The organism is Bacteroides xylanisolvens (genome assembly GCF_018289135.1).
GTDB lineage: Bacteria > Bacteroidota > Bacteroidia > Bacteroidales > Bacteroidaceae > Bacteroides > Bacteroides xylanisolvens.
The window spans coordinates 1,167,916-1,193,708 of sequence record NZ_CP072216.1 but is presented as its reverse complement, the minus strand read 5'-3'; the positions used below and the strand labels follow the sequence as shown (position 1 = coordinate 1,193,708).

25 protein-coding genes, 1 tRNA gene and 2 pseudogenes are annotated in these 25,793 nt (G+C 42.7%); 18 read left to right on the top strand and 10 right to left on the bottom strand.

All coding sequences use genetic code 11. From position 1 onward, the window contains the following. Positions 1-8 precede the first annotated feature (8 nt). The gene (locus INE92_RS05100) at positions 9-416 is read right to left on the bottom strand and encodes a hypothetical protein (RefSeq protein ID WP_008640581.1); all 408 of its coding nucleotides are present in this window, start codon (positions 414-416) and stop codon (positions 9-11) included. 153 nt (positions 417-569) lie between these two features. Between INE92_RS05100 and INE92_RS05095 the strand changes: the two genes are divergently transcribed. From INE92_RS05095 to INE92_RS05085, 3 genes and pseudogenes are all read left to right on the top strand, one after another. Continuing rightward, a complete protein-coding gene (locus INE92_RS05095) occupies positions 570-941 on the top strand; it encodes a DUF4248 domain-containing protein (RefSeq protein WP_306444729.1) in 372 nt (123 codons plus the stop codon). Positions 942-1,226: 285 nt separating this feature from the next. Beyond that, positions 1,227-1,475 (top strand): annotated as a pseudogene (locus tag INE92_RS05090) (DnaB-like helicase N-terminal domain-containing protein); the annotation flags it as partial. Positions 1,476-1,784: 309 nt separating this feature from the next. Further along, entirely contained in the window at positions 1,785-2,789 is a 1,005-nt protein-coding gene (locus INE92_RS05085) for a beta-ketoacyl-ACP synthase III (protein ID WP_120143634.1), read from the top strand. Between the two features lie 74 nt (positions 2,790-2,863). Here the strand turns inward: INE92_RS05085 and INE92_RS05080 are convergent. Further along, positions 2,864-2,937, bottom strand: a tRNA-Asp gene (locus INE92_RS05080). Positions 2,938-3,089: 152 nt separating this feature from the next. Here INE92_RS05080 and INE92_RS05075 point away from each other — a divergent pair. Together INE92_RS05075 and INE92_RS05070 are read left to right on the top strand one after the other, a co-directional pair. Beyond that, the gene (locus tag INE92_RS05075; protein WP_004314588.1) at positions 3,090-4,406 is read left to right on the top strand and encodes a pyridoxal phosphate-dependent aminotransferase; all 1,317 of its coding nucleotides are present in this window, start codon (positions 3,090-3,092) and stop codon (positions 4,404-4,406) included. 94 nt (positions 4,407-4,500) lie between these two features. Then, entirely contained in the window at positions 4,501-5,091 is a 591-nt protein-coding gene (locus tag INE92_RS05070; protein ID WP_087317946.1) for a YqgE/AlgH family protein, read from the top strand. Between the two features lie 4 nt (positions 5,092-5,095). On the opposite strand, the gene INE92_RS05065 is transcribed toward INE92_RS05070, so the two are convergent. From INE92_RS05065 to recR, 3 genes are read right to left on the bottom strand one after another with little or no spacing between them, the layout of a single operon-like run. Continuing rightward, positions 5,096-5,632 carry a GNAT family N-acetyltransferase gene (locus INE92_RS05065; RefSeq protein WP_008022161.1) on the bottom strand — a complete coding sequence of 179 codons (537 nt, stop codon included), beginning with the start codon at positions 5,630-5,632 and terminating at the stop codon, positions 5,096-5,098. After that, complete coding sequence (locus INE92_RS05060; protein WP_044131866.1) at positions 5,629-6,087, bottom strand: hypothetical protein; 459 nt, start codon at positions 6,085-6,087, stop codon at positions 5,629-5,631. Before INE92_RS05060 ends, INE92_RS05065 begins: the two co-directional genes overlap by 4 nt. A gap of 26 nt (positions 6,088-6,113) precedes the next feature. After that, on the bottom strand, positions 6,114-6,731 hold the full coding sequence (recR, locus tag INE92_RS05055; protein WP_004306273.1) for a recombination mediator RecR: 618 nt from the start codon (positions 6,729-6,731) through the stop codon (positions 6,114-6,116). A gap of 91 nt (positions 6,732-6,822) precedes the next feature. Here recR and INE92_RS05050 point away from each other — a divergent pair, with 91 nt between their 5' ends. The 7 genes from INE92_RS05050 (at position 6,823) to INE92_RS05020 (ending at position 14,580) form a co-directional block, all read left to right on the top strand. Continuing rightward, the gene (locus INE92_RS05050) at positions 6,823-8,280 is read left to right on the top strand and encodes a sodium:solute symporter (RefSeq protein ID WP_212701975.1); all 1,458 of its coding nucleotides are present in this window, start codon (positions 6,823-6,825) and stop codon (positions 8,278-8,280) included. A gap of 11 nt (positions 8,281-8,291) precedes the next feature. After that, on the top strand, positions 8,292-8,897 hold the full coding sequence (gene yihA / locus INE92_RS05045) for a ribosome biogenesis GTP-binding protein YihA/YsxC (protein ID WP_004315890.1): 606 nt from the start codon (positions 8,292-8,294) through the stop codon (positions 8,895-8,897). Next, positions 8,887-9,510, top strand: coding sequence for a DUF4923 family protein (locus tag INE92_RS05040; RefSeq protein WP_195435761.1), 624 nt, complete (start codon positions 8,887-8,889; stop codon positions 9,508-9,510). Before yihA ends, INE92_RS05040 begins: the two co-directional genes overlap by 11 nt. Before the next feature lie 97 nt (positions 9,511-9,607). Next, entirely contained in the window at positions 9,608-10,003 is a 396-nt protein-coding gene (locus INE92_RS05035) for a DUF1573 domain-containing protein (protein WP_004300420.1), read from the top strand. A gap of 105 nt (positions 10,004-10,108) precedes the next feature. Continuing rightward, the gene (locus INE92_RS05030) at positions 10,109-12,097 is read left to right on the top strand and encodes an OPT family oligopeptide transporter (RefSeq protein ID WP_004300419.1); all 1,989 of its coding nucleotides are present in this window, start codon (positions 10,109-10,111) and stop codon (positions 12,095-12,097) included. A 6-nt stretch (positions 12,098-12,103) separates the two neighbouring features. Further along, complete coding sequence (locus INE92_RS05025; protein WP_032849483.1) at positions 12,104-13,660, top strand: N-acetylmuramoyl-L-alanine amidase-like domain-containing protein; 1,557 nt, start codon at positions 12,104-12,106, stop codon at positions 13,658-13,660. 2 nt (positions 13,661-13,662) lie between these two features. Next, the gene (locus INE92_RS05020; RefSeq protein ID WP_004315893.1) at positions 13,663-14,580 is read left to right on the top strand and encodes a PorV/PorQ family protein; all 918 of its coding nucleotides are present in this window, start codon (positions 13,663-13,665) and stop codon (positions 14,578-14,580) included. Here the strand turns inward: INE92_RS05020 and lipB are convergent. Further along, a complete protein-coding gene (gene lipB / locus INE92_RS05015) occupies positions 14,537-15,220 on the bottom strand; it encodes a lipoyl(octanoyl) transferase LipB (RefSeq protein ID WP_004315894.1) in 684 nt (227 codons plus the stop codon). The genes INE92_RS05020 and lipB overlap by 44 nt on opposite strands. Positions 15,221-15,286: 66 nt before the next feature. On the opposite strand from lipB, the gene INE92_RS05010 reads away from it, so the two are divergent. Beyond that, the gene (locus INE92_RS05010; RefSeq protein WP_015531226.1) at positions 15,287-16,126 is read left to right on the top strand and encodes a helix-turn-helix domain-containing protein; all 840 of its coding nucleotides are present in this window, start codon (positions 15,287-15,289) and stop codon (positions 16,124-16,126) included. A 179-nt stretch (positions 16,127-16,305) separates the two neighbouring features. Here the strand turns inward: INE92_RS05010 and INE92_RS05005 are convergent, their stop codons facing one another. From INE92_RS05005 to INE92_RS04990, 4 genes are all read right to left on the bottom strand, one after another. Next, positions 16,306-18,516, bottom strand: coding sequence for a heavy metal translocating P-type ATPase (locus INE92_RS05005; protein WP_151921391.1), 2,211 nt, complete (start codon positions 18,514-18,516; stop codon positions 16,306-16,308). A gap of 98 nt (positions 18,517-18,614) precedes the next feature. Beyond that, on the bottom strand, positions 18,615-18,938 hold the full coding sequence (locus tag INE92_RS05000; protein WP_004300412.1) for a heavy-metal-associated domain-containing protein: 324 nt from the start codon (positions 18,936-18,938) through the stop codon (positions 18,615-18,617). A gap of 69 nt (positions 18,939-19,007) precedes the next feature. Continuing rightward, positions 19,008-21,230, bottom strand: a complete 2,223-nt coding sequence (locus tag INE92_RS04995) for a TonB-dependent receptor (RefSeq protein ID WP_195435764.1) — start codon at positions 21,228-21,230, stop codon at positions 19,008-19,010. Between the two features lie 124 nt (positions 21,231-21,354). Further along, the gene (locus INE92_RS04990) at positions 21,355-21,753 is read right to left on the bottom strand and encodes a hypothetical protein (RefSeq protein ID WP_008640595.1); all 399 of its coding nucleotides are present in this window, start codon (positions 21,751-21,753) and stop codon (positions 21,355-21,357) included. 284 nt (positions 21,754-22,037) lie between these two features. Here INE92_RS04990 and INE92_RS04985 point away from each other — a divergent pair, with 284 nt between their 5' ends. From INE92_RS04985 to INE92_RS04965, 5 genes and pseudogenes are all read left to right on the top strand, one after another. After that, positions 22,038-23,123, top strand: a complete 1,086-nt coding sequence (locus tag INE92_RS04985) for a metallophosphoesterase (RefSeq protein ID WP_008640599.1) — start codon at positions 22,038-22,040, stop codon at positions 23,121-23,123. 38 nt (positions 23,124-23,161) lie between these two features. After that, positions 23,162-23,263: pseudogene (locus INE92_RS04980) on the top strand (DUF2492 family protein); the annotation flags it as partial. Positions 23,264-23,407: 144 nt separating this feature from the next. Next, on the top strand, positions 23,408-24,259 hold the full coding sequence (locus INE92_RS04975) for a DUF3298 and DUF4163 domain-containing protein (RefSeq protein ID WP_008640601.1): 852 nt from the start codon (positions 23,408-23,410) through the stop codon (positions 24,257-24,259). Positions 24,260-24,372: 113 nt separating this feature from the next. Continuing rightward, positions 24,373-24,993 (top strand): 16S rRNA (guanine(527)-N(7))-methyltransferase RsmG, encoded by a 621-nt coding sequence (gene rsmG, locus INE92_RS04970; protein ID WP_008640602.1) that lies wholly within the window; start codon positions 24,373-24,375, stop codon positions 24,991-24,993. Positions 24,994-25,036: 43 nt separating this feature from the next. Further along, positions 25,037-25,675 (top strand): MBL fold metallo-hydrolase, encoded by a 639-nt coding sequence (locus tag INE92_RS04965; protein ID WP_004311627.1) that lies wholly within the window; start codon positions 25,037-25,039, stop codon positions 25,673-25,675. Positions 25,676-25,793: the final 118 nt, after the last annotated feature.

Sequence of the window (25,793 nt, the reverse complement as noted above, 5' to 3'; positions counted from 1 at the left end):
TTTTGAAATCACCCGTCCGTCATTCCTCTCTCACGTTTAAAGTAAGTCAGTATGGTGGCAAAGCTTAGATATTCCCGCCCGGGAGTATGCGACCGGCTTTGAAATTGATAACGGGCAAAGATGACTTCACATGCCAGTTTATATTTAAAATGCAGCTTTAAGCGGTGCTGTAAAAACTCAAACACCCGACAGAGATATACAAACACGTCTCCCACTTTGTCATTGGGAATCACTCGTGGCTCACGATGCGTATCCAATATGTGTTCCATTTCACTAAGAACATATTCCAGCTGCTCTATTTCCTCGCTAGTGTTTTGCATTGTACATTTCATTTGTTCTATTTTCTCTTCCTGACGAATGTACTGTTCACGCTTTCGTTGTAAACGATCTTTTATGATCTCTATTCCTTTTGACATTATAAAATTTAGTTATATATAAACGGTTTGACCTTACTGATTATTAACCGGCAAAAATGCCATATAAAATCTAATCTCACATGCAAATATAGAGAAGATTGTTTAAATAATTAGATTTTTATTTAAAAATATTCATACTTATAACACATTTAAATTACCGGCATCATAAAATCGGTTTTTCCTTCCAATGAAACGAATCGTACTTTTGCGGAATATTTAAATATTTTAAACAATGGATATGACTGGCTGCTTCATGGCTGCCATGCACTATCCGAAGTGGCAGTAGCTTATTTTCCGAACTATCAGTATAATTGTTCAGCGGTGAAAGCATTCCGTCGGATCATCAAAGAACATGCAGTATTACTGAACCAACTCACGGAAGCGGGATTCACCCCGCATACCACAACGCTCACTCCTCAGCAAATTGCGATTATTGTAAGGTTCTGGGGAACGCCTGCATTAGTATACGAAATGATAAAAAAGAATTCATATCTTGCTGTCCCGAAAATGGGGAAAAAGATATAATGTATTTTAATACATTCTTTTTTTCATTTATATATTAATGGATGAAGGGGTGGTCGAAGTGCTAATATAGGCATGCCGGCCTCCCCTTTTAACAGGGCGTTTGAGCAAGAGTAGAAGAAGGCAGACAGAGAGGTCCAAAAATATGGGCAATAATCAGGGGTATTGGACACATGAGCCAATATTAAAATATTTAGCCGTTCATAACCGTAAAATTGTACACCTCAACCAACCGGACTACCTGTCAAATAAGGCATTTATGAATGAATATGATTATTAGAAAAGAAAATGAGTGAGATAACAAACCCACAGGACGCCGAACTCGAAGAAGTCGTGCTCGGTGCCTGCCTGCTGGAAAGCAAAGCTATTACACTGGTTGCCGGCATATTACGGCCGGAAGTATTTTACACTGAAACGAACCGTGAGATTTATGCTGCCTTGCAAAGTATGTACCATGCCGGGCAAGTAATTGATATCATGACCATAAAAGAAAAATTTGCCCGGCGTGGCAAGCTCGAATTTATAGGAGGGTTTTATACAAATTGAATAACCGATATGCCATCTTTATGCCCAAACAAGTTACTCGACAAACTTCTTGGTTGCCAATATTGGAATAGCACTCATGATGCTCTATCAATCAAGTATTTACGACAGTCCGTCACTTTAAACAAAAATCGTCAATTAAAAAGTTAGACAAAATTTGGTCAAATATTCCTTTTTATTAATTAAAAAGGCTACAGTTTCACAAACTAATATTGGATTTCAGTCTCTTTTCCATATATTTGCGCCCGCATTTTTATTATTGGATCAACCTCCTTATTCAATTTACCAAACTAGATAAAACAAATGGAAAATATAAACGCAGTAATTACAGGAGTCGGAGGATATGTACCCGATTATATCTTGACCAATGATGAGATTTCAAAAATGGTAGATACCACCGATGAATGGATTATGGGGCGTATTGGTATTAAGGAAAGGCGTATTCTGAAAGATGAAGGACTAGGAACTTCTTACATAGCTCGTAAAGCTGTCAAACAACTGATAAAACGCACCCATACAAATCCGGATGATATTGATCTGGTAATTGTAGCTACAACAACTCCTGATTACCGCTTTCCTTCCACTGCTTCTATTTTATGTGAGAGACTGGAACTGAAAAGAGCTTTTGCTTTCGACATACAGGCCGTTTGCAGTGGTTTTTTATATGCATTGGAAACAGGAGCTAACTTTATCCGTTCCGGAAATTACAAGAAAGTGGTGGTGGTAGGTGCTGAAAAGATGTCGTCAATAATAAACTATACCGATCGGGCAACATGTCCTATTTTCGGCGATGGCGGAGCAGCCGTCATGCTTGAACCTACTACTGAAGATTTGGGTATTATGGATGCTGTGTTAAGGACAGATGGTAAAGGATTACCTTTTTTACATATTAAAGCCGGTGGTTCCGTATGCACCCCTTCTTATTATTCATTGGATAATCAAATGCACTACATCTATCAGGAAGGACGCACTGTATTCAAATACGCGGTATCTAACATGGCAGATGCCTGTGAATCTATTATTGCAAGAAACCATCTAAGCAAAGACAATATCGACTGGGTGATTCCCCATCAAGCTAATCAACGCATTATCACTGCTGTAACACAACGTTTGGAAGTTCCCGCCGAAAAGGTCATGGTTAATATTGAACGATACGGCAATACCAGTGCAGGCACTCTCCCACTCTGCCTTTGGGATTTTGAAGATAAATTCAAAAAAGGAGATAACCTAATTCTCACTGCATTCGGAGCAGGATTTGCCTGGGGAGCTATCTATATAAAATGGGGATATGATGGAAAAAACAGATAGCGATTAATCGCTATCTTCCAAATAAAAAATCCTCTAATTTACTAGAAACCAGAGGATTTTTTGTTTGGGAAGTGCGGTGCGTACGGGACTCGAACCCGTGACCCCATGCGTGACAGGCATGTATTCTAACCAACTGAACTAACGCACCAAAATATTCATTAAAGCATCTCTCTCGATTGCGGATGCAAAGGTAGATATTTTTTTGAAACCTGCAATAGCTTCAGTATCTTTTTTCTGAAAAAGTGGATTTATTAAGAATTATCGTGTACATTTGCAGCTACTAATAAAATAGAAAATAGAATGAAAAATACACCAATTGAACGACATCTGATTGATGAAACTATAAATGAGTTTCAAATTGTCGATTTTTCAAAAGCTACCATTCGGGAAGTGAAAGCTATTGCTTCAAAAGCAGAAGCTGCATCGGGAGTTGAATTTATTAAAATGGAAATGGGCGTTCCGGGGCTCCCTCCTTCCGCAGTAGGTGTGAAAGCAGAGATTGAAGCGTTACAAAATGGCATTGCCAGCCTATACCCCGATATCAACGGATTGCCGGAACTGAAAAAAGAGGCGTCCAACTTTATCAAAGCATTTATCAACGTGGATTTAAATCCGGAGGGATGCGTACCTGTCACCGGCTCTATGCAAGGAACATTCGCTTCATTCCTCACTTGCAGCCAATGCGACGAAAAGAAAGATACGATTTTATTCATCGATCCCGGATTTCCGGTACAGAAGCAGCAGTTGGTAGTAATGGGACAAAAGTTCGAAACGTTTGATGTATATGACTACCGCGGTGACAAACTGAAAGAGAAACTGGAAAGCTATCTGAAAAAAGGAAATATATCAGCTATCATTTATTCGAATCCCAATAACCCCAGCTGGATTTGCCTGAAAGAGGAAGAATTGCAGATTATCGGTGAATTGGCAACGCAGTATGATGTGATTGTTTTGGAAGACTTGGCTTATTTCGCGATGGACTTCCGGCAGGATTTGAGCAAACCATACCAACCTCCTTTCCAGCCATCAGTAGCCCATTATACAGATAATTATGTATTATTGATTTCCGGTTCGAAAGCATTCAGCTACGCCGGACAGCGTATTGGCGTAAGCTGTATCTCTGATAAATTATACCACCGAAGCTATCCGGGACTGACCAAACGATATGGCGGCGGTACCTTTGGAACTGTTTTCATCCATCGCGTACTTTATGCACTTTCATCAGGAACAAGTCATTCCGCACAATTCGCCATGGCTGCCATGCTGAAAGCTGCCAACGAAGGACAATATAACTTCCTCAACGAAGTGAAGATCTATGGTGAGAGAGCACAAAAATTGAAAGAAATCTTCCTCCGTCACGGTTTCCACCTGGTATATGACAACGACTTGGGCGACCCGATTGCGGACGGATTCTATTTTACCATCGGATATCCGGGAATGACCAGCGGCGAACTGGCCAAAGAACTGATGTACTACGGAGTGAGCGCTATCTCTTTGGTTACAACAGGAAGCCATCAGGAAGGATTGCGCGCGTGTACCTCTTTTATTAAAGACCATCAGTATGCGCAATTGGATGAAAGAATGAAACTATTTGCTGAAAATCATCCGATAGCCTGATTATTTGACATGAGATATTCATAAAAGCCATTCTTAAAATGAAAAAAAACGGAAAGAACGATTGTTATTCCGTTTTTTTTCTTACTTTAGTGGCATGAATATCGACTCTGACATATTTAAGATTCAATCGAATAATGTGTTACCATCAAGAGGAAAGATTTTAATATCTGAACCTTTTCTGCGTGATGCAACGTTTGGCAGATCCGTAATTTTACTGGTCGATCATACGGACGAAGGAAGTATGGGATTGGTTATCAACAAACAACTGCCATTATTCCTGAACGATATCATCATGGAATTTAAATATCTGGACGAGATTCCTCTATACAAGGGTGGACCGATTGCCACTGATACTTTATTTTACCTCCATACACTATCAGACATCCCCGGCTCTATCTCTATCAGCAAAGGACTTTATCTGAATGGAGATTTTGATGAAATAAAGAAATATATATTACAAGGAAATAAAATCAGCGAATGTATCCGTTTCTTCCTGGGATATTCCGGATGGGACAGCGAACAGCTAAATAACGAAATCAGAGAAAACACATGGTTGGTGTCTGAAGAAGAAAAATCATATCTGATGAAAAACAATATCAAAGATATGTGGCGGACTGCTTTAGAGAAACTAGGCAGCAAGTACGAAACGTGGTCACGCTTCCCACAAGTGCCTACTCTCAACTAATATTTTATTTCTTAGGATTCAAACATTGGAGGAGCAATGCATCTTTGTAGCAGCCCTCCACTTTCAGCCAGTTTTTCAATAATCCGCATTGAACGAAGCCACAAGACGTGAACAGCTTTACACAAACGTCATTATCTGTCGTGACATGTGCATAAAGCTGACTTAAAGACAGAAAATCAAAAGCATATTCACAAAGCAGCTTCAATGCGTCGGTGGCATACCCTTGCTGACGATAATCCTTATGCACGGCAATTCCTACTTCTCCCCGCGAATGAAGGGGAACGAAATCCGTAATATCAATCGTACCAAGGATACACTGGTCGGATTTGCGTACCATCATCAAACGTAATTGCTTATCCGCAAACACATCACACTGCGAACCTTCAATATATTGGCGCAATACGTAACGGGAGTATGGAACTGTAAAGTTACTGATGTCCCACATCGAAGGATCATTTTCCATCTCATACATTATATCCATATCTTCCGGTTCTACCGCACGAAGATAGATACGATCGTTCATCAAGAAAGACTGTCTCATAGCTTTTCTTCTTTTGCAATGTGAAGTTCGTTACGCAATCTCTTCTCACTGGGCAGGCAGAAAAGTGACGCCGTGAGGCCAATCAGCATACAGAGGTTACCCGTACTGCTCAACGTCAGGTAGTAACACAAAAGGTTCACCACAATAGCTACTTCAAGCACTCCCAAGCGAACAATGTTCCATTGCACATATCGCTTCAAGGCAAGCGTGATAGTCATGTGATCTATCTTTTTCTTAAGCACCAAGCTATATAATTTGAGAGAAAGAGGCACACACAAAGCAGTAAGCAAAATGCCGACCGTCTCAAAATAGTAGATAGCCGGTGCGTTATCTACCAAACCTCCTACGGGAAAGAGTTCAAACTCTCCTGCCCCAAGCAAAAATGCCGGGAGCACCCAAAAGAAAACATAACTGATATTCAAATTTCTGACAGCTCGTTTTATCTGTTCTTCCATGTTCGTTCTTAAATAATTAATAATGATTATACAGTTCCGGTAAAAAGCGTCCGGTTCACAATGCTGCGTCCTAAAGTCACTTCATCGGCATATTCAAGTTCATCACCAACCGATATGCCACGGGCTATCACACTTAGTTTAACCCCTAGTTTATCCAGCTTGCGATAGATGTAGAAGTTGGTAGTATCGCCCTCCATCGTGGTGCTCAACGCCAAAATAACTTCTTTGATTCCACCTTCAGCCACCCGCTGCACCAGGCTTTCAATTTGAAGGTCACTCGGTCCGACTCCGTCCATTGGAGAAATGACTCCTCCCAAAACGTGATAAAGCCCTCGATACTGCTGGGTTGCCTCTACCGCCATTACATCACGGATATTTTCCACCACACAGACAGTGGAAGCATCCCGTTGCGGATTAGCGCAAATCTGGCAAGTTTCAGTATCGGATATATTATGACACACTTTGCAGTATTTCACCTCACGTTTCAATGTTATGATAGAATTTCCGAATGCTTCCACCGTAGCCGTATCCTGACGGAGCAGATGCAGAACAAGCCTCATAGCCGTCTTACGCCCGATACCCGGAAGTTTGGAAAATTCGCCGACTGCCTTTTCAAGCAGTATAGAAGGATATTGTTGGTTCATAGATAATATTTGCTGTTCTATCGATAAAACCTTGCAAAGATACAGATTATTGTTTTTAATACCTACAAAAATTGCTACCTTTGCATCTGTTATGATGATACTAGTCACTATTCTTTGCTACTTCGCGGTATTATTACTAATAGCCCGTATCACCGGACGTAAGGGAGGATCGAATGCAGCATTCTTCAAGGGAGAGAACCAATCACCTTGGTACATAGTCTCTTTTGGAATGATTGGCGCCTCCATCTCCGGAGTCACTTTCGTTTCTGTACCGGGAATGGTGCGCGGAATGGATATGACGTATATGCAAACGGTACTCGGATTTTTCTTCGGATACATGGCCGTAGCCCATATCTTACTTCCTTTATATTATAAATTGAATCTGACAAGTATCTACGGATACCTCGGCACCCGCATCGGAGTGCGTGCCTATCGCACCGGTTCCTTTTTCTTTCTGCTGTCACGCATGTTGGGAACCGCAGCCAAACTTTATCTGGTATGCCTCATTCTCCATACGTATGTATTTCAGGAAATGCACGTTCCTTTTTGGCTGATTGCTGTCGGTTCGGTTGCATTGGTATGGATATATACTCATAAAAGCGGAATAAAGACCATCGTGTGGACAGATACCTTACAAACATTTTGCCTGATTGCCGCTCTGATTTTTATCATCTATTTTACAATCCAAAGATTAGACCTTAATTTCAGCGGCATTGTGCAAACAATCCAAAACAGCGAACACAGCCGTATTTTTGTATTTGACGACTGGATATCCCGACAGAACTTCTTCAAACAGTTTTTAAGTGGTATCTTCATCGTCATCGTAATGACCGGACTGGATCAGGATATGATGCAAAAGAATCTTTCTTGCCGGAACCTCCGGGAAGCACAAAAAAACATGTACTGCTACGGTTTCTCATTCATTCCGCTAAATTTCCTTTTTTTATGCCTGGGAATTCTATTGATAGCGCTAGCGGGACAGATGCAACTCGAACTGCCAGCCATGAATGATGATATACTACCCATGTTTGCAGCCCAAGGTTATCTGGGACAATCCGTATTGGTACTTTTTACAATCGGCATTATCGCAGCAGCTTTCAGCAACTCGGATTCCGCCCTGACAGCCATGACAACCAGTGTATGCGTAGACCTGCTGAATACGGAAAAAGACACAGAAGAAACGGCACGTCGCAAAAGAGGCAAAGTGCATTTATCGTTATCAGTCTTATTGGCATTCTTCATCTGCCTGGTAGAAATACTCAATAATAAGAGCGTTATTGACGCCATATATATCATCGCCTCCTACACATACGGCCCCCTGCTTGGAATGTTTGCTTTCGGACTTTTTACACGCAGGCAAACGAACGACCGGTGGGTTCCTCTCATAGCCATCCTTTCACCACTGATCTGCTATCTTGCCGACTGGTGGATTGGAAAAGAAACCGGATATAAATTCGGTTATGAATTGCTAATGTTAAATGGAACGCTTACCTTTGCGGGGTTAATTTGTATGTCTAAAAAAGGGAAAAACGATGTTACAAAGAAATAAATGACAAGAAAATGGAAATAACAAGTGCTGAATTTGTGATTAGCAATACGGACGTGAAGAAATGCCCGGCCGGCATTTTCCCGGAATATGCCTTTATAGGCCGTTCGAATGTGGGAAAATCGAGTCTTATCAATATGTTGACCAGCCGTAAAGGTCTGGCCATGACCTCTTCTACTCCGGGAAAAACGATGTTAATCAACCACTTCCTTATCAATAAGAATTGGTATCTCGTCGACCTTCCGGGATATGGCTATGCCCGACGCGGACAAAAAGGGAAAGACCAGATACGCACCATAATCGAAGATTATATCTTGGAACGGGAACAAATGACCAACCTCTTTGTCCTGATAGACAGCCGGCTGGAACCTCAAAAAATAGACCTCGAGTTTATGGAATGGCTGGGCGAGAACGGTATCCCCTTCTCTATCATCTTTACCAAAGCCGACAAGCTAAAAGGTGGACGTTTAAAAATGAATATCAATGCCTATTTACGTGAGTTGGGCAAACAATGGGAAGAGCTCCCTCCTCACTTCGTATCTTCCTCGGAAGACCGCACAGGACGTGTTGATATACTCAACTACATAGAAAACATAAACAAGGATCTCAATGTTAAATGAAAGAAGAATGAAAATGAAAAAGAGTTTTTTATCTATTGCCTTTTTGGCAGTATTTATGCTAACGGCAACTAACAGCCAGGCGCAATCATGGTCCGACTTATTAAATAAGGACAACATTTCAAAAGTAGTGAATGCCATCACCGGAACCACCGAATCTATCGACATGACCGGAACATGGAACTACAAAGGTTCGGCCGTAGAGTTCGAATCGGATAACTTACTAATGAAAGCAGGCGGAGCTGCCGCAGCCACTATGGCTGAAAATAAGCTGAACGAACAATTAAGCAAAATAGGTATTAAAGACGGCCAAATGAGTTTCACTTTCAATGCCGACAGTACTTTCACCAGCACGGTGGGCAAGAAAACATTGAAAGGCACTTACTCCTACAATGCTTCAACCAAACAAGTTGATTTGAAGTATTTGAAACTTCTGAATCTGCACGCTAAAGTAAATTGCAGTTCCAGCTCACTGGAGTTACTGTTCAACTCGGACAAACTGTTGAAACTAATGGCTTTCATCGGTAGCAAAAGTAGCAGTACCGCACTGAAAACAGTTAGTTCACTGGCCGAAAATTACGATGGAATGATGCTCGGATTCCAACTCTCAAAATAGCAAAAGAGAATCGTTTAATACTATTTCGCACTCCATAAAGTATATTTTAGGGGAAAAGCATTATCTTTGTCGTTTGTAATCAAAAAGAGAAGGAAAAATGAAAAAGATACTTTTTTTAATGACCCTGTTAGTAATGGGCGTAAGCTTTGCATTTGCACAAACAAATGCAGATATCAAGTTTGACAAAACAACTCACGATTTCGGTAAGTTTTCTGAAAACAGCCCGGTTGTCAGTTGCACATTTACCTTTACTAATATCGGCGATGCCCCTCTGGTGATCCATCAGGCTGTAGCCTCTTGCGGATGTACAGTACCCGAATATACAAAGGAACCCATCATGCCGGGTAAAAAAGGAACAATCAAGGTGACTTATAACGGAACAGGCAAATATCCGGGACATTTCAAAAAATCAATCACCTTGCGTACCAACGCCAAAACAGAGATGGTAAGATTGTATATCGAGGGCGATATGACAGCAAAAGATGCAAAGTAGGAAAAAATAGACTATTACATAAAGGAGAATCTTTCGGTTCTCCTTTTTTTTTGTTTACTTTGAGGACGGAAATGTAAATTAACACATTAGCAAATTATAAAAACTATGAAACAAGAAGAAGACAAATTCACTGGGTTACCCGAGAATGCGTTCAGAGAGTTGAAACCCGGGGAAGTGTACAACCCGTTGATGGGTCCCTCTAAAAATTATCCGGAAGTTAATATCTGGTCAGTAGCATGGGGTATTGCCATGGCAATCCTTTTTTCGGCCGCCGCTGCCTATCTGGGGTTGAAGGTCGGACAGGTATTTGAAGCAGCTATTCCAATTGCGATCATTGCCGTAGGAGTTTCCGGAGCTGCCAAAAGAAAAAATGCGTTGGGCGAAAATGTGATTATCCAGTCTATCGGAGCTTGTTCCGGAGTAATCGTTGCCGGAGCGATCTTCACCCTCCCCGCTCTTTATATTCTCCAAGCTAAATATCCCGAGATGACGGTTACCTTCATGCAGGTATTCATCAGCTCTTTATTGGGTGGCGTATTGGGTATTCTATTCCTGATTCCTTTCCGTAAATACTTCGTCAGCGACATGCATGGAAAATATCCTTTCCCGGAAGCAACAGCCACTACACAGGTGTTGATCTCCGGCGAAAAAGGTGGCAGCCAGGCCAAACCGTTATTGATGGCAGGTATGATCGGTGGATTATATGACTTCATCGTAGCGACATTCGGATGGTGGAACGAGAACTTTACCACCCGTGTTTGCAGTGCCGGAGAAATGCTGGCAGAAAAGGCGAAATTAGTATTCAAGGTAAACACTGGTGCCGCTGTACTTGGTTTGGGATATATCGTCGGACTGAAATATGCTTCCATCATTTGTGCCGGTTCACTGGCTGTGTGGTGGATTATCATTCCGGGAATGTCTGCTATCTGGGGTGACAGTGTACTGAATGCATGGAATCCGGAAATTACCTCTACCGTAGGTATGATGAGTCCGGAAGAAATATTCAAATATTATGCCAAGAGCATCGGTATCGGCGGTATCGCTATGGCAGGTGTGATCGGTATTATCCGTTCCTGGAGCATCATCAAGAGCGCTGTCGGACTGGCAGCCAAAGAGATGGGCGGTAAAGGGAATGTAGAGAAAAGCATTATCCGCACACAACGGGATCTTTCTATGAAAATTATCGCCATCGGTTCCATCATCACACTGATATTAATCGTATTATTCTTCTATCTTGATGTCATGCAAGGGAATCTGTTGCATACATTGGTAGCCATTGTATTGGTTGCCGGCATCTCTTTCCTGTTCACCACAGTAGCAGCTAATGCCATTGCGATTGTTGGTACTAATCCGGTTTCGGGAATGACATTGATGACACTGATATTGGCTTCCGTAGTGATGGTAGCTGTCGGACTGAAAGGTCCTTCGGGCATGGTTGCCGCATTGGTAATGGGTGGCGTAGTATGTACCGCGCTGTCGATGGCAGGAGGTTTTATCACCGACTTGAAGATTGGTTACTGGCTCGGAAGTACGCCTGCCAAACAGGAAACATGGAAGTTCTTGGGAACAATCGTATCGGCTGCAACAGTAGGCGGTGTAATGATTATCCTGAATAAGACATACGGATTTACAAGTGGCGCACTGGCTGCTCCACAAGCAAATGCGATGGCGGCCGTGATCGAACCACTGATGAGCGGTGTAGGTGCACCCTGGTTGTTATATGGCATTGGTGCTGTCTTAGCAATTATTCTGACTCTTTGTAAAATTCCTGCATTAGCTTTCGCATTGGGTATGTTTATTCCATTGGAACTGAATGTACCGTTGGTAGTGGGTGGAGCAGTGAATTGGTTTGTTACAACACGTAGCAAAGATGCATCTCTGAATACGGAAAGAGGTGAAAAAGGAACTTTACTGGCATCCGGTTTCATTGCCGGAGGTGCATTGATGGGAGTAATCAGTGCCGCGATGCGCTTTGGTGGAATCAATCTGGTTAATGAGGCATGGTTGAACAATACTTGGTCAGAAGTGTTGGCATTAGGAGCGTATGCCTTACTGATTCTTTACTTTATAAAGGCTTCAATGAAAGTTAAATAAATAATTATGAGGAGACTATTATCCATTATAGTATCGCTTGTAACTGCCATATCATTTGCGCAGCAGCCCGTCGAGCTACCTTTGTGGCCCGACGGTGCTCCCAACTCCAGTGGACTAACCGGAGAGGAGCAGGAAACGCGTCCTCATTTTGTCACGAATGTCACGCATCCCACCCTGACGGTCTACCACCCGGAAAAGCCGAATGGAATGGCTATTATCATGTGTCCCGGAGGCGGGTATCGTGGACTGGGTATGGATGGAGAGGGGTATGATATGGCTCCCTGGTTCTGCGGACAAGGTATTACCTATATGGTATTAAAATACCGGATGCCGAACGGACATTGGGAAGTCCCCGTATCAGACGCCGAACAAGCCATTCGCATGGTACGCCAACATGCCAAAGAATGGAATGTTAATCCTTACAAGGTAGGATTAATGGGAGCCTCTGCGGGAGGGCATTTAACTGCTACACTTGCCACTCACTACAATTCGGAAACACGTCCGGACTTTCAGATATTACTTTATCCGGTGGTTACGATGATGCAAGTCACCCGTGGAAATACAAGAACTGCATTGCTAGGCAAAAATCCAACAATGGAACAAATACAGAAGTTTTCTGCCGAATTGCAAGTAACGCCCGATACTCCACAAGCATTTATCGCTCTTACCTCCGACGACCCTTCCGTAGCACCTTACCACGGAGTAAACTATTACCTTGCTTTACAGAAAAACAAGGTTCCGGCAACTCTCCATGTTTATCCTACCGGAGGACATGGCTGGGGATTTCAGGATCATTTTAAATATAAGCAACAATGGACACAGGAATTGGAGAAATGGTTGCGCGACGGCGTTGTATTCCCGGAAAATCCCGAACCCATGTTACGAATCGGAAAATCTTACTTGGGAACTAAATACGTGGCTAACACATTAGATCAAGACGGAGAAGAATCATTAGTGATCCGGACTGATGCCGTAGATTGCCTCACTTTCGTAGAATACACGTTGGCACAGGCACTCGGTTCTTCCTTTGCCGACAATCTGCAAAAAATACGTTATCGGGACGGCATCATCAACGGTTATCCTTCCCGGTTGCATTATACTTCCGAATGGATAGAGAACGGAATCCGCCACGGATTCCTCACCGATATTACTGCCAAAAACAGTGCGCATACCCAGAAAATCTCTCTTTCGTATATGTCTACCCATCCCAAGCAATATAAAAAATTGGCTGATTCGCCGGAAAATGTACGACAAATGGCCGAATATGAAAAAGCAATCTCCGGAAAAGTCGTACATTGGTTGCCGAAAAGCGAACTGCCGGAAGCCGGATTGCCCTGGATCATGAATGGAGACATTATTGCTATTACAACGAAGATGCCCGGACTGGACATTGCTCATGTGGGAATAGCAGAATATAAAGAGGGAAAACTGCACCTGCTGCACGCTTCTTCTACATTGGGAAAAGTAGTTGTCAGCGACGAACCTCTCAATCACATGCTAAACAACAATAAATCGTGGACAGGCATACGTGTTGTCCGGATGTCTCACTCTAAAAATAACTGATTATGAAACGAGTAAAACATTTCCTTCTCGCCTCGTGCTTATTCCCCACTTTGCTGGGAGCACAAGAAATGGCAAGCGCCTATTTTCTGGAACTTACTCCGGACGCCCAATCGGCAGGTATGGCAGGTACAGGATTAGCTACCACCGACAACGGTAGTACAGCTATTTTTCATAATGCTTCTACCATCGCTTTCTCACAAGAAGTGATGGGTGCGAGTTATTCATACGCTAAGATCAACCAAGATTATGCGCTACATAGCGCCTCTCTTTTCTACCGGATCGGAAGGGAAGGCATACATGGATTTGCTGTAGGTTTCCGGCATTTCAAAGATCCTAAGGTGCTCGATTACCGTCCTCATATCTGGGATTTAGAAGCTGCTTATTTCAGAAATGTAGCCAAAAATCTGTCTCTTTCATTAACGTTCAGATACCTGCAAGCCAAAGCCGCGGAAAACGCAGACAGCAAGAATAGCGTTTGTCTGGACTTCGGCGCGACCTACTATCGCAATATGGCTTTATTGGACGAAATGGCTTCCTGGAGCATTGGTTTCCAAGCTGCCAACTTAGGCAAAAAGCTGGACGGACAAAAGTTACCCGCCAGATTAGGATTGGGAGGTACAATCGACCTGCCATTCAGCATAGAAAACCGTTTGCAGGTTGCGCTCGACTTCAACTATCTGCTCCCTTCTGAAATCCGTCATCTCCAGGCTGGCATAGGAGCCGAATATAATTTCCTGAAATATGGTGTTGTCCGTGCGGGATACCATTTCGGAGACAAAGACAAAGGAGTAGGCAACTACGGCACCCTAGGCTGCGGAATAAACTTCTGGCCGATACGTGCAGACTTCTCATACGCCTTGGCTGATAAAGATTGCTTTATGCGCCGCACCTGGCAACTGGGAGTTGGAATAGTTTTCTAAGTTCCTCTTCGAGGCGTTGCTTCACTTCGTCCATCGGCACATCGTGCTTTAATTCCTGACGAAGAGAAGTGACGCCTTTATCTATAAATCCGCAAGGGTGGATATAACTGAAATAACGTAAATCGGTATTCACATTCAGAGCCAGTCCATGCATCGTGACATAATGGCTGCTCCTCACTCCGATAGCACAAATCTTACGCGCACGAGGCGTATCACCTTCCAACCAGACTCCTGTCGCTTTCGCCAAACGTCCGGCCTCAATGCCATAAGAAGCACATACCCGAATCACCGCTTCTTCCAGCAAATGAACGTACTCTTTCAATCCTAACTGAAATTCTTCCAGGTTTACTATCGGATAACACACCAGTTGTCCCGGACCATGATAAGTAATGTCCCCTCCCCGATCAATATGATAAAGGGTGGCATCAATTGCTTTCAGTTGTTCATCACTCAACAGCATATTATTTTCTTTCCCGCTACGTCCTAATGTATAAACATGGGGATGTTCGCACATCACAATACGGTTTTCATAACTCTCGCCCTGAACTTTTGCCCGGACAATGTTATCAAACCATTCTGTCTGCCGTTGCCATGCTTCGGCGTATGGTATCAAATTCCAATCAATAAAAAATGTTTTCATAAAAACAAAGGTAAGAAATAAAAAGAAAATGCGTACATTTGTTGGCCCAATATAACAAACACAACTATGAAAATGGACTTTCCACAGGTAGACTTGCCTACCGAAGTATTAGCATGGACGAATGTAACAGAAGACATTCTCAATATTTACAAGCAATCTTGCCGGTTGCAAGCATGTATTGTTGCCATCTGTACCGAAGGTTCGATGAAAGCCTCCATCAATCTGCTTGATTACGAAATTCACCCCAATGACTTAATAACATTATTACCGGGAACAATCATTCAGTTTCGGGAAAGAACGGAAAAAGTATGCCTTTGCTTTGCCGGCTTCTCTGCTCATTGTACCGGACGGATCAATCTGATGAAGAATATTGGTAACGCATACCCCAAACTGATAGAACAGCCGGTAGTTCCTCTTAATGAAGAAGTAGCCAGTTATCTGAAAGACTATTTTGCTCTATTATCACGGGCCAGTTGCAATGAGAACTTCGAAATGGATTCTGAATTGGTCGAATTGTCTCTTCAGACTATCCTGACAAGCATACGACTGATATATCATAAATTTCCGGGCGAAAACAGCAGTTCGAACCGCAAAAAGGAAATCTGCCGGGAACTGATTCAAGCCATCACCGAGAATTATAAAAACGAACGTCGTGCACAATTCTACGCAGATAAACTAGGAATATCTCTTCAACATTTAAGCACGACTGTGAGACAAGTGACAGGTAAAAGTGTTTTGGACACCATTGCTTATATCGTTATCATGGATGCTAAAGCCAAACTGAAAGGTACCAATATGACTATCCAAGAGATAGCATATTCTCTAAACTTCCCCAGCGCCTCTTTCTTTGGCAAGTATTTCAGACGATATGTAGGAATGACACCATTGGACTTTAGAAACAGATAATTTTCACGAAGAACGATAGAAAACATAAATGGTGAGTTGCAAAACAATGAACGGTGAATAAATTGCGCATTATCCGCAAAGTATTCACCGTCTATTATTTACAGTTCGCTGTTCATAAATAACAGCTTGCCATTCATCGTTTACAGCTTACAGGTTCCTGTCTTTTTATAGTTCGTTTCTTATTTTCGTCCCAAACTCAACGAATTGAGCACTACGCTCACACTGGAGAACGCCATTGCGGCACTTGCCAGCATCGGATTCAACAGCAAACCATTCAGCGGGAACAAGATACCGGCAGCAATAGGAATACCAATCAGGTTGTAAATAAACGCCCAGAAAAGATTCTGATGAATCAGTTTGACCGTCTGCTTTGACAACTGGAAGGCTTTAGGAAGCAGCAACAAGTCCGATGTCATCAAAGTCACCATAGCCACGTCCATAGCAATATCAGTTCCTTTTCCCATGGCAATGCTGACGTCAGCCAATGCCAGTGCCTGCGAATCATTGATACCATCGCCCACCATCGCAACCTTCTTTCCCTGCATTTGAAGCTCACGTACAAATTCGGCCTTATCGTCCGGTAGAGCGTCGGCAACAAAACGTTCGATTCCTAAACGGGAAGAAACGGCTAGTGCAGTCCGTTGTCCGTCCCCCGTCAGCATACAGATGTCAATCCCTTGACGTTTCAGTTCCTTCACTGCTTCGGCAGAAGTAGCCTTTATCGGGTCGGAAACAGCAATGATAGCCAGCAACTCGTTTTCACGTCCAAAGTAAATGATGCCGTTACCGTCCGATTCATAGTGAACCAGCATTTCAGCCATCACATCGCTTACTGTCGCACTGAAATCTTTCAGGAGTTTATGACTACCTACCCAGTAAGTATGTCCCTCATACGAGGCTTTGATTCCTTTTCCCGTAATGCTTTCAAAGCTATCCAACGCGGCAGGTTTTATTTTTTCTTCGTCCTGAAGCGCAGAGACAATAGCGCCGGCAAGCGGATGCTCCGATTTCATTTCCGCAGCTAAAAGTACATCTTTGAAATGTGGTTCCTGCGACTGCGCCCATAACCATCCGGTAGCTGTAGGATGTCCTTCAGTCAGTGTTCCCGTTTTATCCAGAACAACGACATCTACTTTGCGCATTTGTTCCAAAGCCACTGCATCTTTAATCAGAATATGCTGGCTGGCAGCTTTACCTATACCCACCATCAACGCAGTAGGTGTAGCAAGCCCCAAAGCACATGGACAAGCAATGACAAGAACAGAAACAGCCGACAAAATACCATAAGAGATATATTCACTACCACCAATGGTGACCCACAATACAAATGTCAGAATGGCAATGCCCAATACGACAGGTACAAAAATCCCCGTAATACGATCGACAATGCGCTGTACGGGAGCTTTGCTACCCTGCGCTTCCTGCACCATAGAGATAATACGGGCAAGCACGGTTTCACTGCCTACCTGTGCGGCACGAATGATAAATGAGCCACGCTGGTTGATCGTCCCTGCCAATACTTTATCACCTTTCTTCTTTTCTACCGGAACCGGTTCACCGCTAATCATACTTTCATCGACATACGAGTCGCCTTCGGAAAGCTGACCGTCCACAGGTATTTGCTCTCCCGGGCGTACAACCACCAAATCACCTACCTGAAGTTTTTCAATCAAGATCTCCTCCTCCACTCCATTGCGCAGAACACGAGCCGCTTTAGGCTGCATTCCCATCAACTTACGAATGGCTGTCGAGGTATTTCCTTTGGCACGTTCCTCCATCAACTTTCCGGTAAGAACGAAAGCGATAATCACCGCAGAAGCCTCATAATAGACATGCGGTTCCAATCCGCGGTCATACCAGAATTCGGGGAAGAAAGTGTTGAACAGACTGAACAGAAAAGCAATGGAAGTACTAAGCGCAACCAAAGTATCCATATTGCTCCGTCCTAATTTAGCCTGTTTCCAGGCTCCGGTGAAGAAACCGCCTCCGAAAAAGACCATAACAGGGATAGCAAGTACCATTTGAATCTCATTAGAGTATGGCACATGCATCAGTATCATGGAATATACCAATAACGGTACTACCAAAATCCACGCACCAATCACCTTCCACTTCAAACGAGTGTAACGCTTATGCTGTTCCTCTTCCCGGCGTTCTTCTTTGTGGGCTTCTTCCACAATCAGATCATAACCTGCCGCAAGCACAGCCGCACGAATCTCTCCGGGAGTCAGCTGCTCTTTCTCATAAGAAACGGTCAATGTATTGGTAGCAAAATTAACGGAAGCCTCAATGACTCCCGGCAATTTTTTTACTGTTCTTTCTACATTATTGGCACATCCTGCACAATGCATATTAAGCACAGGAAATGCCTTTTTTGTTGTGTTACCCATATAATTATTGTTTACGGCCTTCCCCTCCTCTCGAAAAAGAAGTTGGGGAAGAACCCTTGTTTGTTTATAGAAACAAGCTAATACAGGTATTTGTTCAATTACTTCTTATCAGCCTTCTGATCGTCTTTCTTTGTTTCTTTTACAAATTCGGCTTCATAACTGAACTTATTAAACCCTGCCTGCAACTTCTTTACATTCGTTTTTTCAGCGTCATACGTAATGGTTACCATTTTCGTTTTTACTTCGGTCGAAATATCCTTCAGCCCTTTCTCAAAACGCATATTGTCCTTTACTTTCTTTTCGCATTTCTCACAGTGCATCTGCGACACTTTAAATACAACAACACGAATATCTTTTGCCAATACAGCTGTTACACTCAAAAGAGCCACCACGCAAGTGGCCATCCATCTTTTTGTTCTCATTTTTCTTATCAGTTTAAAATTAATATTCTTTATTATGCAATCGTTTCTTTCATTCGCTATTTCCTGCTTTTACTCACTATTTCTAGCTAAGTTAAAACGTATTCCGATATATCCTTTTGCTCCGTGCACCGGTCCCCAAATCATGGTAGAATCAAAATTGTTCCCCCAGGGATTTGCCGCATCGATAATCGGATTCTTTTGTTTGAAATTTGTCAGGTTCTCGCCTCCTACGTAGATAGACCAGCGGCGGAAGTAACGGGTCACCTGCAAGCTCAACTGCTCAAAACTGCCATAACGACGTTCCCAAGACAACTGTCCGTCTCCCAACTCATAAGGAGTAGGCATCCTGCCGCCGCCATTCAGTTGCAGTGTGGCGTCAAACTGCCATATTCCCAGCGGAGTTTGGTAAGAGGCCGTGAGTAGTCCTTTATATTTGCTGGTCAGCGGTTTCTCCATTCGTTCACCTTTGTAGGTCGTTTTCGCATCCGTGAGCCGGTAAGCACCTGTCAGGGTGAATCCTTTGAAGAAAGGATGACTTGCTTCCACTTGGAACACATGCGAATAAGAGCGTCCATCCAAATTGTAGAAAGCTACTTCATGGGGGTTGCTATCCATATCTACGATCACTTGTTTCAGGAAATCCGTATAATAGTATTCTGCATTCACATTCAGCGTTTTGCCGAATATAGGGATATAAGTAGAGACGCTGGCACCGTAATTCCACGCTTCTTCCATATCCAGGTTCTTTGCTATTTCCACCTTACGACTGCTGGAAAGCAGGTAGTTGTTTTCCGCCAACACATGATTGGTACGATACCCTTTTCCGGCAGAAAGACGGAAATTCACATAATCATTCGGATTGTACTTAAGATGCGCACGCGGAGTCACGAAGAAACCATGTTGGTTACTGTAATCACCACGCAGACCGGCCATTACCATCCATTTATCATTCAGGTTCAACGTATATTGCACGTAAGCACCGGGAACAGCTTCCTTTTCAAAGGCTTTGAGAGGATTGTCCGTTGTATTTTCCAAACGGTAATGTTGGTCATAAGCGTCATAATTGAAGCTCCCCCCTGCGGAGAAACTATTTTGCGGATTAAATTCTGTTTCAAACATCAGCGAAGCATAGACGTTGGTTTGATCCACATTATACAGTTTGCGTCCATACGTAGCATCCTGATTATGTAAAGTGGTGGAAAGAATCAAAGCCAGGTTCGTATTCTTCTCCTTATTAAAGATATAGGCATTCTTGGTGAAGAATTCATAGCGTTCTGTATCGATCCCTACTTTATACAGATCACCGGAGTGCATTGTTCCTCCATGATTGGCCTGTCCGCTGGTACGTGTTTCAGAAAGGGCTTTGATACCTGCCTGAAAAACATAATGGTCGCCCATATATGCCCACCGGTTCCACACATTATATTGTTCCACCTGCGGAATATCCACAAATCCATCATCATTACCATCATGCGCCTTGGTCTCATTTTCGTAATGTGCCAGCAGAGAAGTGCTCCATCGTTTGGAAATTTTCAATGTAGCGTCCGCATTGGCTTCATACCGGTTGGTAGTGCTTGCAAAAAGATTGGCAGACACCCAATCGGCTTCCGGCAACTGCGGTTTCTTAAATTCTACGTTTATCTGTCCTGTGATGGCTTCATAGCCATTCTTTACCGAAGATGTTCCTTTGGAAACCTGTATGCTTTGCATCCACGGGCCGGGGACATATCCTAATCCATAAGGAGCGGCGGCTCCCCGATAATTCGGAATGTTTTCCGTCAACATCTGCACATAAGTGCCGGACAGCCCCAACAATTTAATTTGTTTGGCTCCTGTTGCCGCATCGGAATAACTCACATCTACTGAAGGGTTCGTCACAAAACTTTCCCCCAGGTTACAACAAGCGGCTCTACTCAATTCGGCACTGCTTATCATGTCTTCGTTCATCACGCTACTGCGCAATTTCATCGTTCCCAGTTTACGAGTGACAATATTTACTTCATTCAGTTCCACTCCATCACGAAGCACAATATCCAGTTGTTGATTTTTACTGCTCACATGAATCGTGTCGTTCTGAAAACCGATAAAACTGACAATCAGCATGTGGCTTTTGGAAGGTTTAGTGATAGAAAAACTACCATCCTCTTTCGTTGTCACTCCTTGTCCTGTATTCATCCAGAACACATTGGCACCCGGAATAGCCTCCCCGGTACTATCTTTCACTGTTCCCCGTACTTGCGCATATATATTGCCGGCAAATAACAGGAACAGTCCTATTATCATATATTTCATTCTTTCTAAAGTTACTTTCGAGATACAAAATTAATTCATTTCTCATGCAACTTAGTTGCATTCAGTGCTGCTTTACTTTCATGTTCTATTGAAAGTAAAGGATTAAATAAGAAAGAAATAGTGGCTAAATAATGTAAGTGGAATATAACGCCAGCATCTGCCTCGAGCAGAGAGGTGGCGGAGAGGTCAGACTATCAAATTCTACCGGTTTATCCGCATAGGTCGGAGTCAGCAGATAGCAGAAATGCTCACATAAAAGATCGACTGCCAAAACTGATACGGTCAGTTCCGTAGAGTGTTTCATCAGGTCGAGCTTATAAATCGTAGCCGTACAACCTTTTTCTTTGCAGTTTTTCTTTGAATCGCAAGTATGAGACTTTTTACACTTCGGACAGCCTGTATCACAGCAGCTCTGCACTGTCTCACAACGGGCACAGCAATAACGCACAATAGAGACTCCGCCTCCTGAATAGATAATCAGGAGAGAAAGGATTAGTGCTGTTATGTAGGCTAGTCTTTTCATTTCAGAGGACAAAGATAAGAATAAAAACAAATTTTCCTATCTATTTTCGTAATTAAGATTCAATCCTCATTCAAAACTATAGATATACATGCATTTCTTACCGGTTCTTCCCCCAATAACCTCGTATTCCATCATCAGTAGATTGAATACCAATTCATTGCAGACATATTTCCCGTTCATTATTTGGCTATTTTAGGGTCATATCAGCACTATTAACTCTTTTTACTCAACAATAAAACCTATCTTTGCCACGAATAAATTCATTGTTTTTTTAAGTAAACGCTATGCTTACATATCTACTCCTCATTATCACTCTTTATCTGGCAGGGAATACCTACATATTTATCAGAGCGACGCAGGCTCTGAAAGTAAAACCGCTTGGAGTAAAATTACTCTTAACCGTTTTATTTTGGACATGTGCCTTATCTTTCTTCGGCACGATGTTAGCCCGTAACCTGGAAATGCCTGTCCTTATCTCCCATTCGATGTACATCATTGGAACAAGTTGGCTGATATTTACCCTATACATGGCATTATTCCTGCTGTTGTTTGATATATTGAGATTATTCAAGGTTGTCTGCAAATATCGTTTTTATCTGTCTTTGGTGTTTACATTAGGATTGCTGGGATATGGGCTATACAACTATCACCATCCGGAAACCAATATAGTCAACATTTTAACTAATAAACAAAATGAAGATACTTCTCACGCAGTTAAAATCGTCGCGATAAGCGATGTTCATCTGGGAAACGGCACAGGAAAAGCCTCACTGAAGAAGTATGTGGAAATGATAAATGCACAGCATCCCGACTTGATACTGATTAGTGGCGACTTAATTGATAACAGTGTTGTACCTCTTTATACAGAGAATATGGCGGAAGAACTGGCCGAGTTGAAAGCTCCTATGGGCATCTACATGGTTCTTGGTAATCACGAATACATTAGTGGAATCGATGAAAGTATCCGATATATAAAGAATACTCCGATACAACTTTTGCGTGATTCAGTAGTGACACTCCCCAACGGCATACAACTGATAGGCCGCGATGACCATCATAATCGCAAACGCCGTTCCCTGCAAGAACTGATGGCGAATGTTGATAAAAGCAAACCTATCATCTTGCTGGATCATCAACCCTTCAACCTGAAAGAAACAGAAGCTGCCGGCGTCGACCTGCAATTCAGCGGACACACACATCACGGACAGGTATGGCCTATTAATTGGGTGACTGATTATATATTCGAGCAAAGCCACGGTTACCGCCAATGGGGAAACAGCCACGTGTACGTGTCTTCCGGATTGTCTCTTTGGGGACCGCCTTTCAGAATAGGAACGCATAGCGAAATGGTTGTTTTCAACTTCCAATGAATAATATGCAGTTTTGTCACATATGTTACAGTTTCTAAATGGACGTAGATACCCTTATCGAATTTCTGAAAATGAAAGGGAAATTTATGCCTGCTGAAGATGGATTCACCGTGGATATCACTAAAGTTTGCAAGCATTGACGTGTGGATGGTATCCGGCAATCCTGTTTTAGAGGATAAATAGCTGCAAATTTTTCTGTTTTTATTAGCCCGATTCACGAATTTCATCTATATTTGTCAATAGTGAATGATAATACAAATGTTGAATTTATAGAAAAAACGGGTATGAAAAAACAATATGTCAGTCTGCTTGCAATTATACTTTCGGTAAGCGGCTTTTTGTTTTCTTGTCATGACAAGATGAACAAAAACACAGGTGCGTTACAGTTTGATAGCATTCAAGTGAATGAGACAGCACACCTCTTCAGTGATACAGCCAAACCGGCCTGCAATATTATTATTAATTTTGCCTATCCGGTAAAATCATCGGATGATATGCTGAAAGATAGTTTGAATTCTTATTTCATTTCGGCCTGCTTCGGTGATAAATACATCGGCGAAAAGCCGGAAGAAGTTGTAAAGCAATATACCGAGAACTATATCAGCGAATACCGCCGCGACCTCGAGCCGATGTATGCCGAGGACGAGAAAGACAAGGAAGACGAATCTTCCATCGGAGCTTGGTATTCTTATTATAAAGGTATAGAGAGCCACGTACAACTGTATGATAAAGACCTGCTTGTATATCGTATCGACTACAACGAATATACCGGAGGTGCACATGGCATTTACATGGCTACTTTCCTGAACATGGACCTCACCCTGATGCGCCCGCTCCGTCTTGATGATATTTTTGTCGGAGACTACAAAGACGCATTGACCGACCTGATCTGGAACCAGCTCATGGCGGACAATAAAGTGAACACTCACGAAGCATTGGAAGATATGGGATATGCTTCCACCGGGGACATCGCTCCGACAGAAAATTTCTATCTAAGCAAAGAAGGAATCACCTTCTATTATAATGTATACGATATCACTCCTTATTCTATGGGACCTGTAAAGGTAACAATCCCATTTTCTATGATGGAGCATTTACTAGGCAGTAACCCAATTCTAGGAGAACTGAAAAATTAAATTTCATAAAAAGCTGAACACCAATGAATATCCTATTGTTATCACTCCCGTGTGACAGAATAGGATATTCATCCACATCTATCATTCAAAACTTATAACTCAAAACTCAAACAGTGGAAATCATACTGAAATATTTTCCTGATCTGACGGAAGAGCAGCGCAAACAGTTTGCAGCTCTATACGACCTCTACATTGACTGGAATTCTAAAATCAACGTAATCTCCCGCAAGGACATCGAGAATTTATATGAGCATCACGTGCTCCATTCGTTAGGCATTGCCAAAACAATCCAATTTCGCCCCGGAACCAGCATTATGGACCTGGGTACAGGAGGAGGTTTCCCCGGTATTCCTTTAGCCATCTTATTTCCCGAAGTGACATTTCACCTCGTGGACAGTATCGGCAAAAAAGTACGGGTAGCAACCGAAGTGGCAAACGCTATCGGACTGAAAAATGTAACATTCCGTCATGCCCGCGCAGAAGAGGAGAAACGAACGTTCGACTTTGTTGTCAGCCGTGCCGTAATGCCTTTGGCGGATTTGATTAAGATTATCAAAAAGAATATCTCTTCAAAACAACAGAATGCATTACCCAACGGACTGATCTGTCTCAAAGGTGGCGAACTGGAGCATGAAACGATGCCGTTCAAGCATAAAACGGTCATTCATAACTTGAGCGATAGTTTCGAAGAAGAGTTCTTTCAAACTAAGAAAGTGGTATATGTTCCGATTTAAACAAGACTATATGTTCTGATAGATGATAAATCATAAAGAAACCATGAAAATAAAGAGATTTGAATTTAATATGTTTCCCGTAAACTGCTACGTATTATGGGATGACACTAAAGAAGCAGTCGTAATCGATCCCGGCTGTTTTTATGAAGAGGAAAAGCAGGCTCTGAAAAAGTTCATTCTTACCAATGAGCTGAATGTAAAGCATCTGCTGAATACTCATTTGCACCTGGATCATATCTTCGGAAATCCGTTCATGCTGAAAGAATTCGGATTATCGGCAGAAGCAAACAAAGCGGATGAGTACTGGATTGACGAAGCACCGAAACAAAGCAGAATGTTTGGTTTTCAGTTACAGGAGGAACCTGTACCACTGGGCAAATACCTGCATGACGGAGATATTATCACTTTCGGACATACCAAACTGGAAGCGATACATGTGCCCGGACATTCACCCGGTAGCTTGGTGTACTATTGCAAGGAAGACAACTGCATGTTCTCCGGCGACGTCCTGTTTCAGGGCAGTATCGGTCGTGCCGATCTCACAGGAGGCAACTTCGATGAACTGATAGAGCACATTTGTAGCCGTCTGTTTGTCCTCCCCAACGAAACTGTCGTTTACCCCGGACACGGTGCTCCTACGACGATCGGAATGGAGAAAGCTGAAAACCCATTTTTTAGATAAGAGAAGATTTAATGAGTTATGAATTCTGATTTATGATTTGCCGTGCGGATGGAGTAGGTGTTGCGGCTAATTGAGGTTTATAAATCGGAAAAACATAAGAAAGCATAAATCAGAACTC

Excerpts from the sequence above, each read along its gene's own strand:
- INE92_RS05100 (WP_008640581.1), bottom strand. The coding sequence starts at position 416 with ATGTCAAAAGGAATAGAGATCATAAAAGATCGTTTACAACGAAAGCGT.
- INE92_RS05085 (WP_120143634.1), top strand. The coding sequence starts at position 1,785 with ATGGAAAATATAAACGCAGTAATTACAGGAGTCGGAGGATATGTACCC.
- INE92_RS05075 (WP_004314588.1), top strand. The coding sequence starts at position 3,090 with ATGAAAAATACACCAATTGAACGACATCTGATTGATGAAACTATAAAT.
- INE92_RS05070 (WP_087317946.1), top strand. The coding sequence starts at position 4,501 with ATGAATATCGACTCTGACATATTTAAGATTCAATCGAATAATGTGTTA.
- INE92_RS05065 (WP_008022161.1), bottom strand. The coding sequence starts at position 5,632 with ATGAGACAGTCTTTCTTGATGAACGATCGTATCTATCTTCGTGCGGTA.
- INE92_RS05060 (WP_044131866.1), bottom strand. The coding sequence starts at position 6,087 with ATGGAAGAACAGATAAAACGAGCTGTCAGAAATTTGAATATCAGTTAT.
- recR (WP_004306273.1), bottom strand. The coding sequence starts at position 6,731 with ATGAACCAACAATATCCTTCTATACTGCTTGAAAAGGCAGTCGGCGAA.
- INE92_RS05050 (WP_212701975.1), top strand. The coding sequence starts at position 6,823 with ATGATGATACTAGTCACTATTCTTTGCTACTTCGCGGTATTATTACTA.
- yihA (WP_004315890.1), top strand. The coding sequence starts at position 8,292 with ATGGAAATAACAAGTGCTGAATTTGTGATTAGCAATACGGACGTGAAG.
- INE92_RS05040 (WP_195435761.1), top strand. The coding sequence starts at position 8,887 with ATGTTAAATGAAAGAAGAATGAAAATGAAAAAGAGTTTTTTATCTATT.
- INE92_RS05035 (WP_004300420.1), top strand. The coding sequence starts at position 9,608 with ATGAAAAAGATACTTTTTTTAATGACCCTGTTAGTAATGGGCGTAAGC.
- INE92_RS05030 (WP_004300419.1), top strand. The coding sequence starts at position 10,109 with ATGAAACAAGAAGAAGACAAATTCACTGGGTTACCCGAGAATGCGTTC.
- INE92_RS05025 (WP_032849483.1), top strand. The coding sequence starts at position 12,104 with ATGAGGAGACTATTATCCATTATAGTATCGCTTGTAACTGCCATATCA.
- INE92_RS05020 (WP_004315893.1), top strand. The coding sequence starts at position 13,663 with ATGAAACGAGTAAAACATTTCCTTCTCGCCTCGTGCTTATTCCCCACT.
- lipB (WP_004315894.1), bottom strand. The coding sequence starts at position 15,220 with ATGAAAACATTTTTTATTGATTGGAATTTGATACCATACGCCGAAGCA.
- INE92_RS05010 (WP_015531226.1), top strand. The coding sequence starts at position 15,287 with ATGAAAATGGACTTTCCACAGGTAGACTTGCCTACCGAAGTATTAGCA.
- INE92_RS05005 (WP_151921391.1), bottom strand. The coding sequence starts at position 18,516 with ATGGGTAACACAACAAAAAAGGCATTTCCTGTGCTTAATATGCATTGT.
- INE92_RS05000 (WP_004300412.1), bottom strand. The coding sequence starts at position 18,938 with ATGAGAACAAAAAGATGGATGGCCACTTGCGTGGTGGCTCTTTTGAGT.
- INE92_RS04995 (WP_195435764.1), bottom strand. The coding sequence starts at position 21,230 with ATGAAATATATGATAATAGGACTGTTCCTGTTATTTGCCGGCAATATA.
- INE92_RS04990 (WP_008640595.1), bottom strand. The coding sequence starts at position 21,753 with ATGAAAAGACTAGCCTACATAACAGCACTAATCCTTTCTCTCCTGATT.
- INE92_RS04985 (WP_008640599.1), top strand. The coding sequence starts at position 22,038 with ATGCTTACATATCTACTCCTCATTATCACTCTTTATCTGGCAGGGAAT.
- INE92_RS04975 (WP_008640601.1), top strand. The coding sequence starts at position 23,408 with ATGAAAAAACAATATGTCAGTCTGCTTGCAATTATACTTTCGGTAAGC.
- INE92_RS04965 (WP_004311627.1), top strand. The coding sequence starts at position 25,037 with ATGAAAATAAAGAGATTTGAATTTAATATGTTTCCCGTAAACTGCTAC.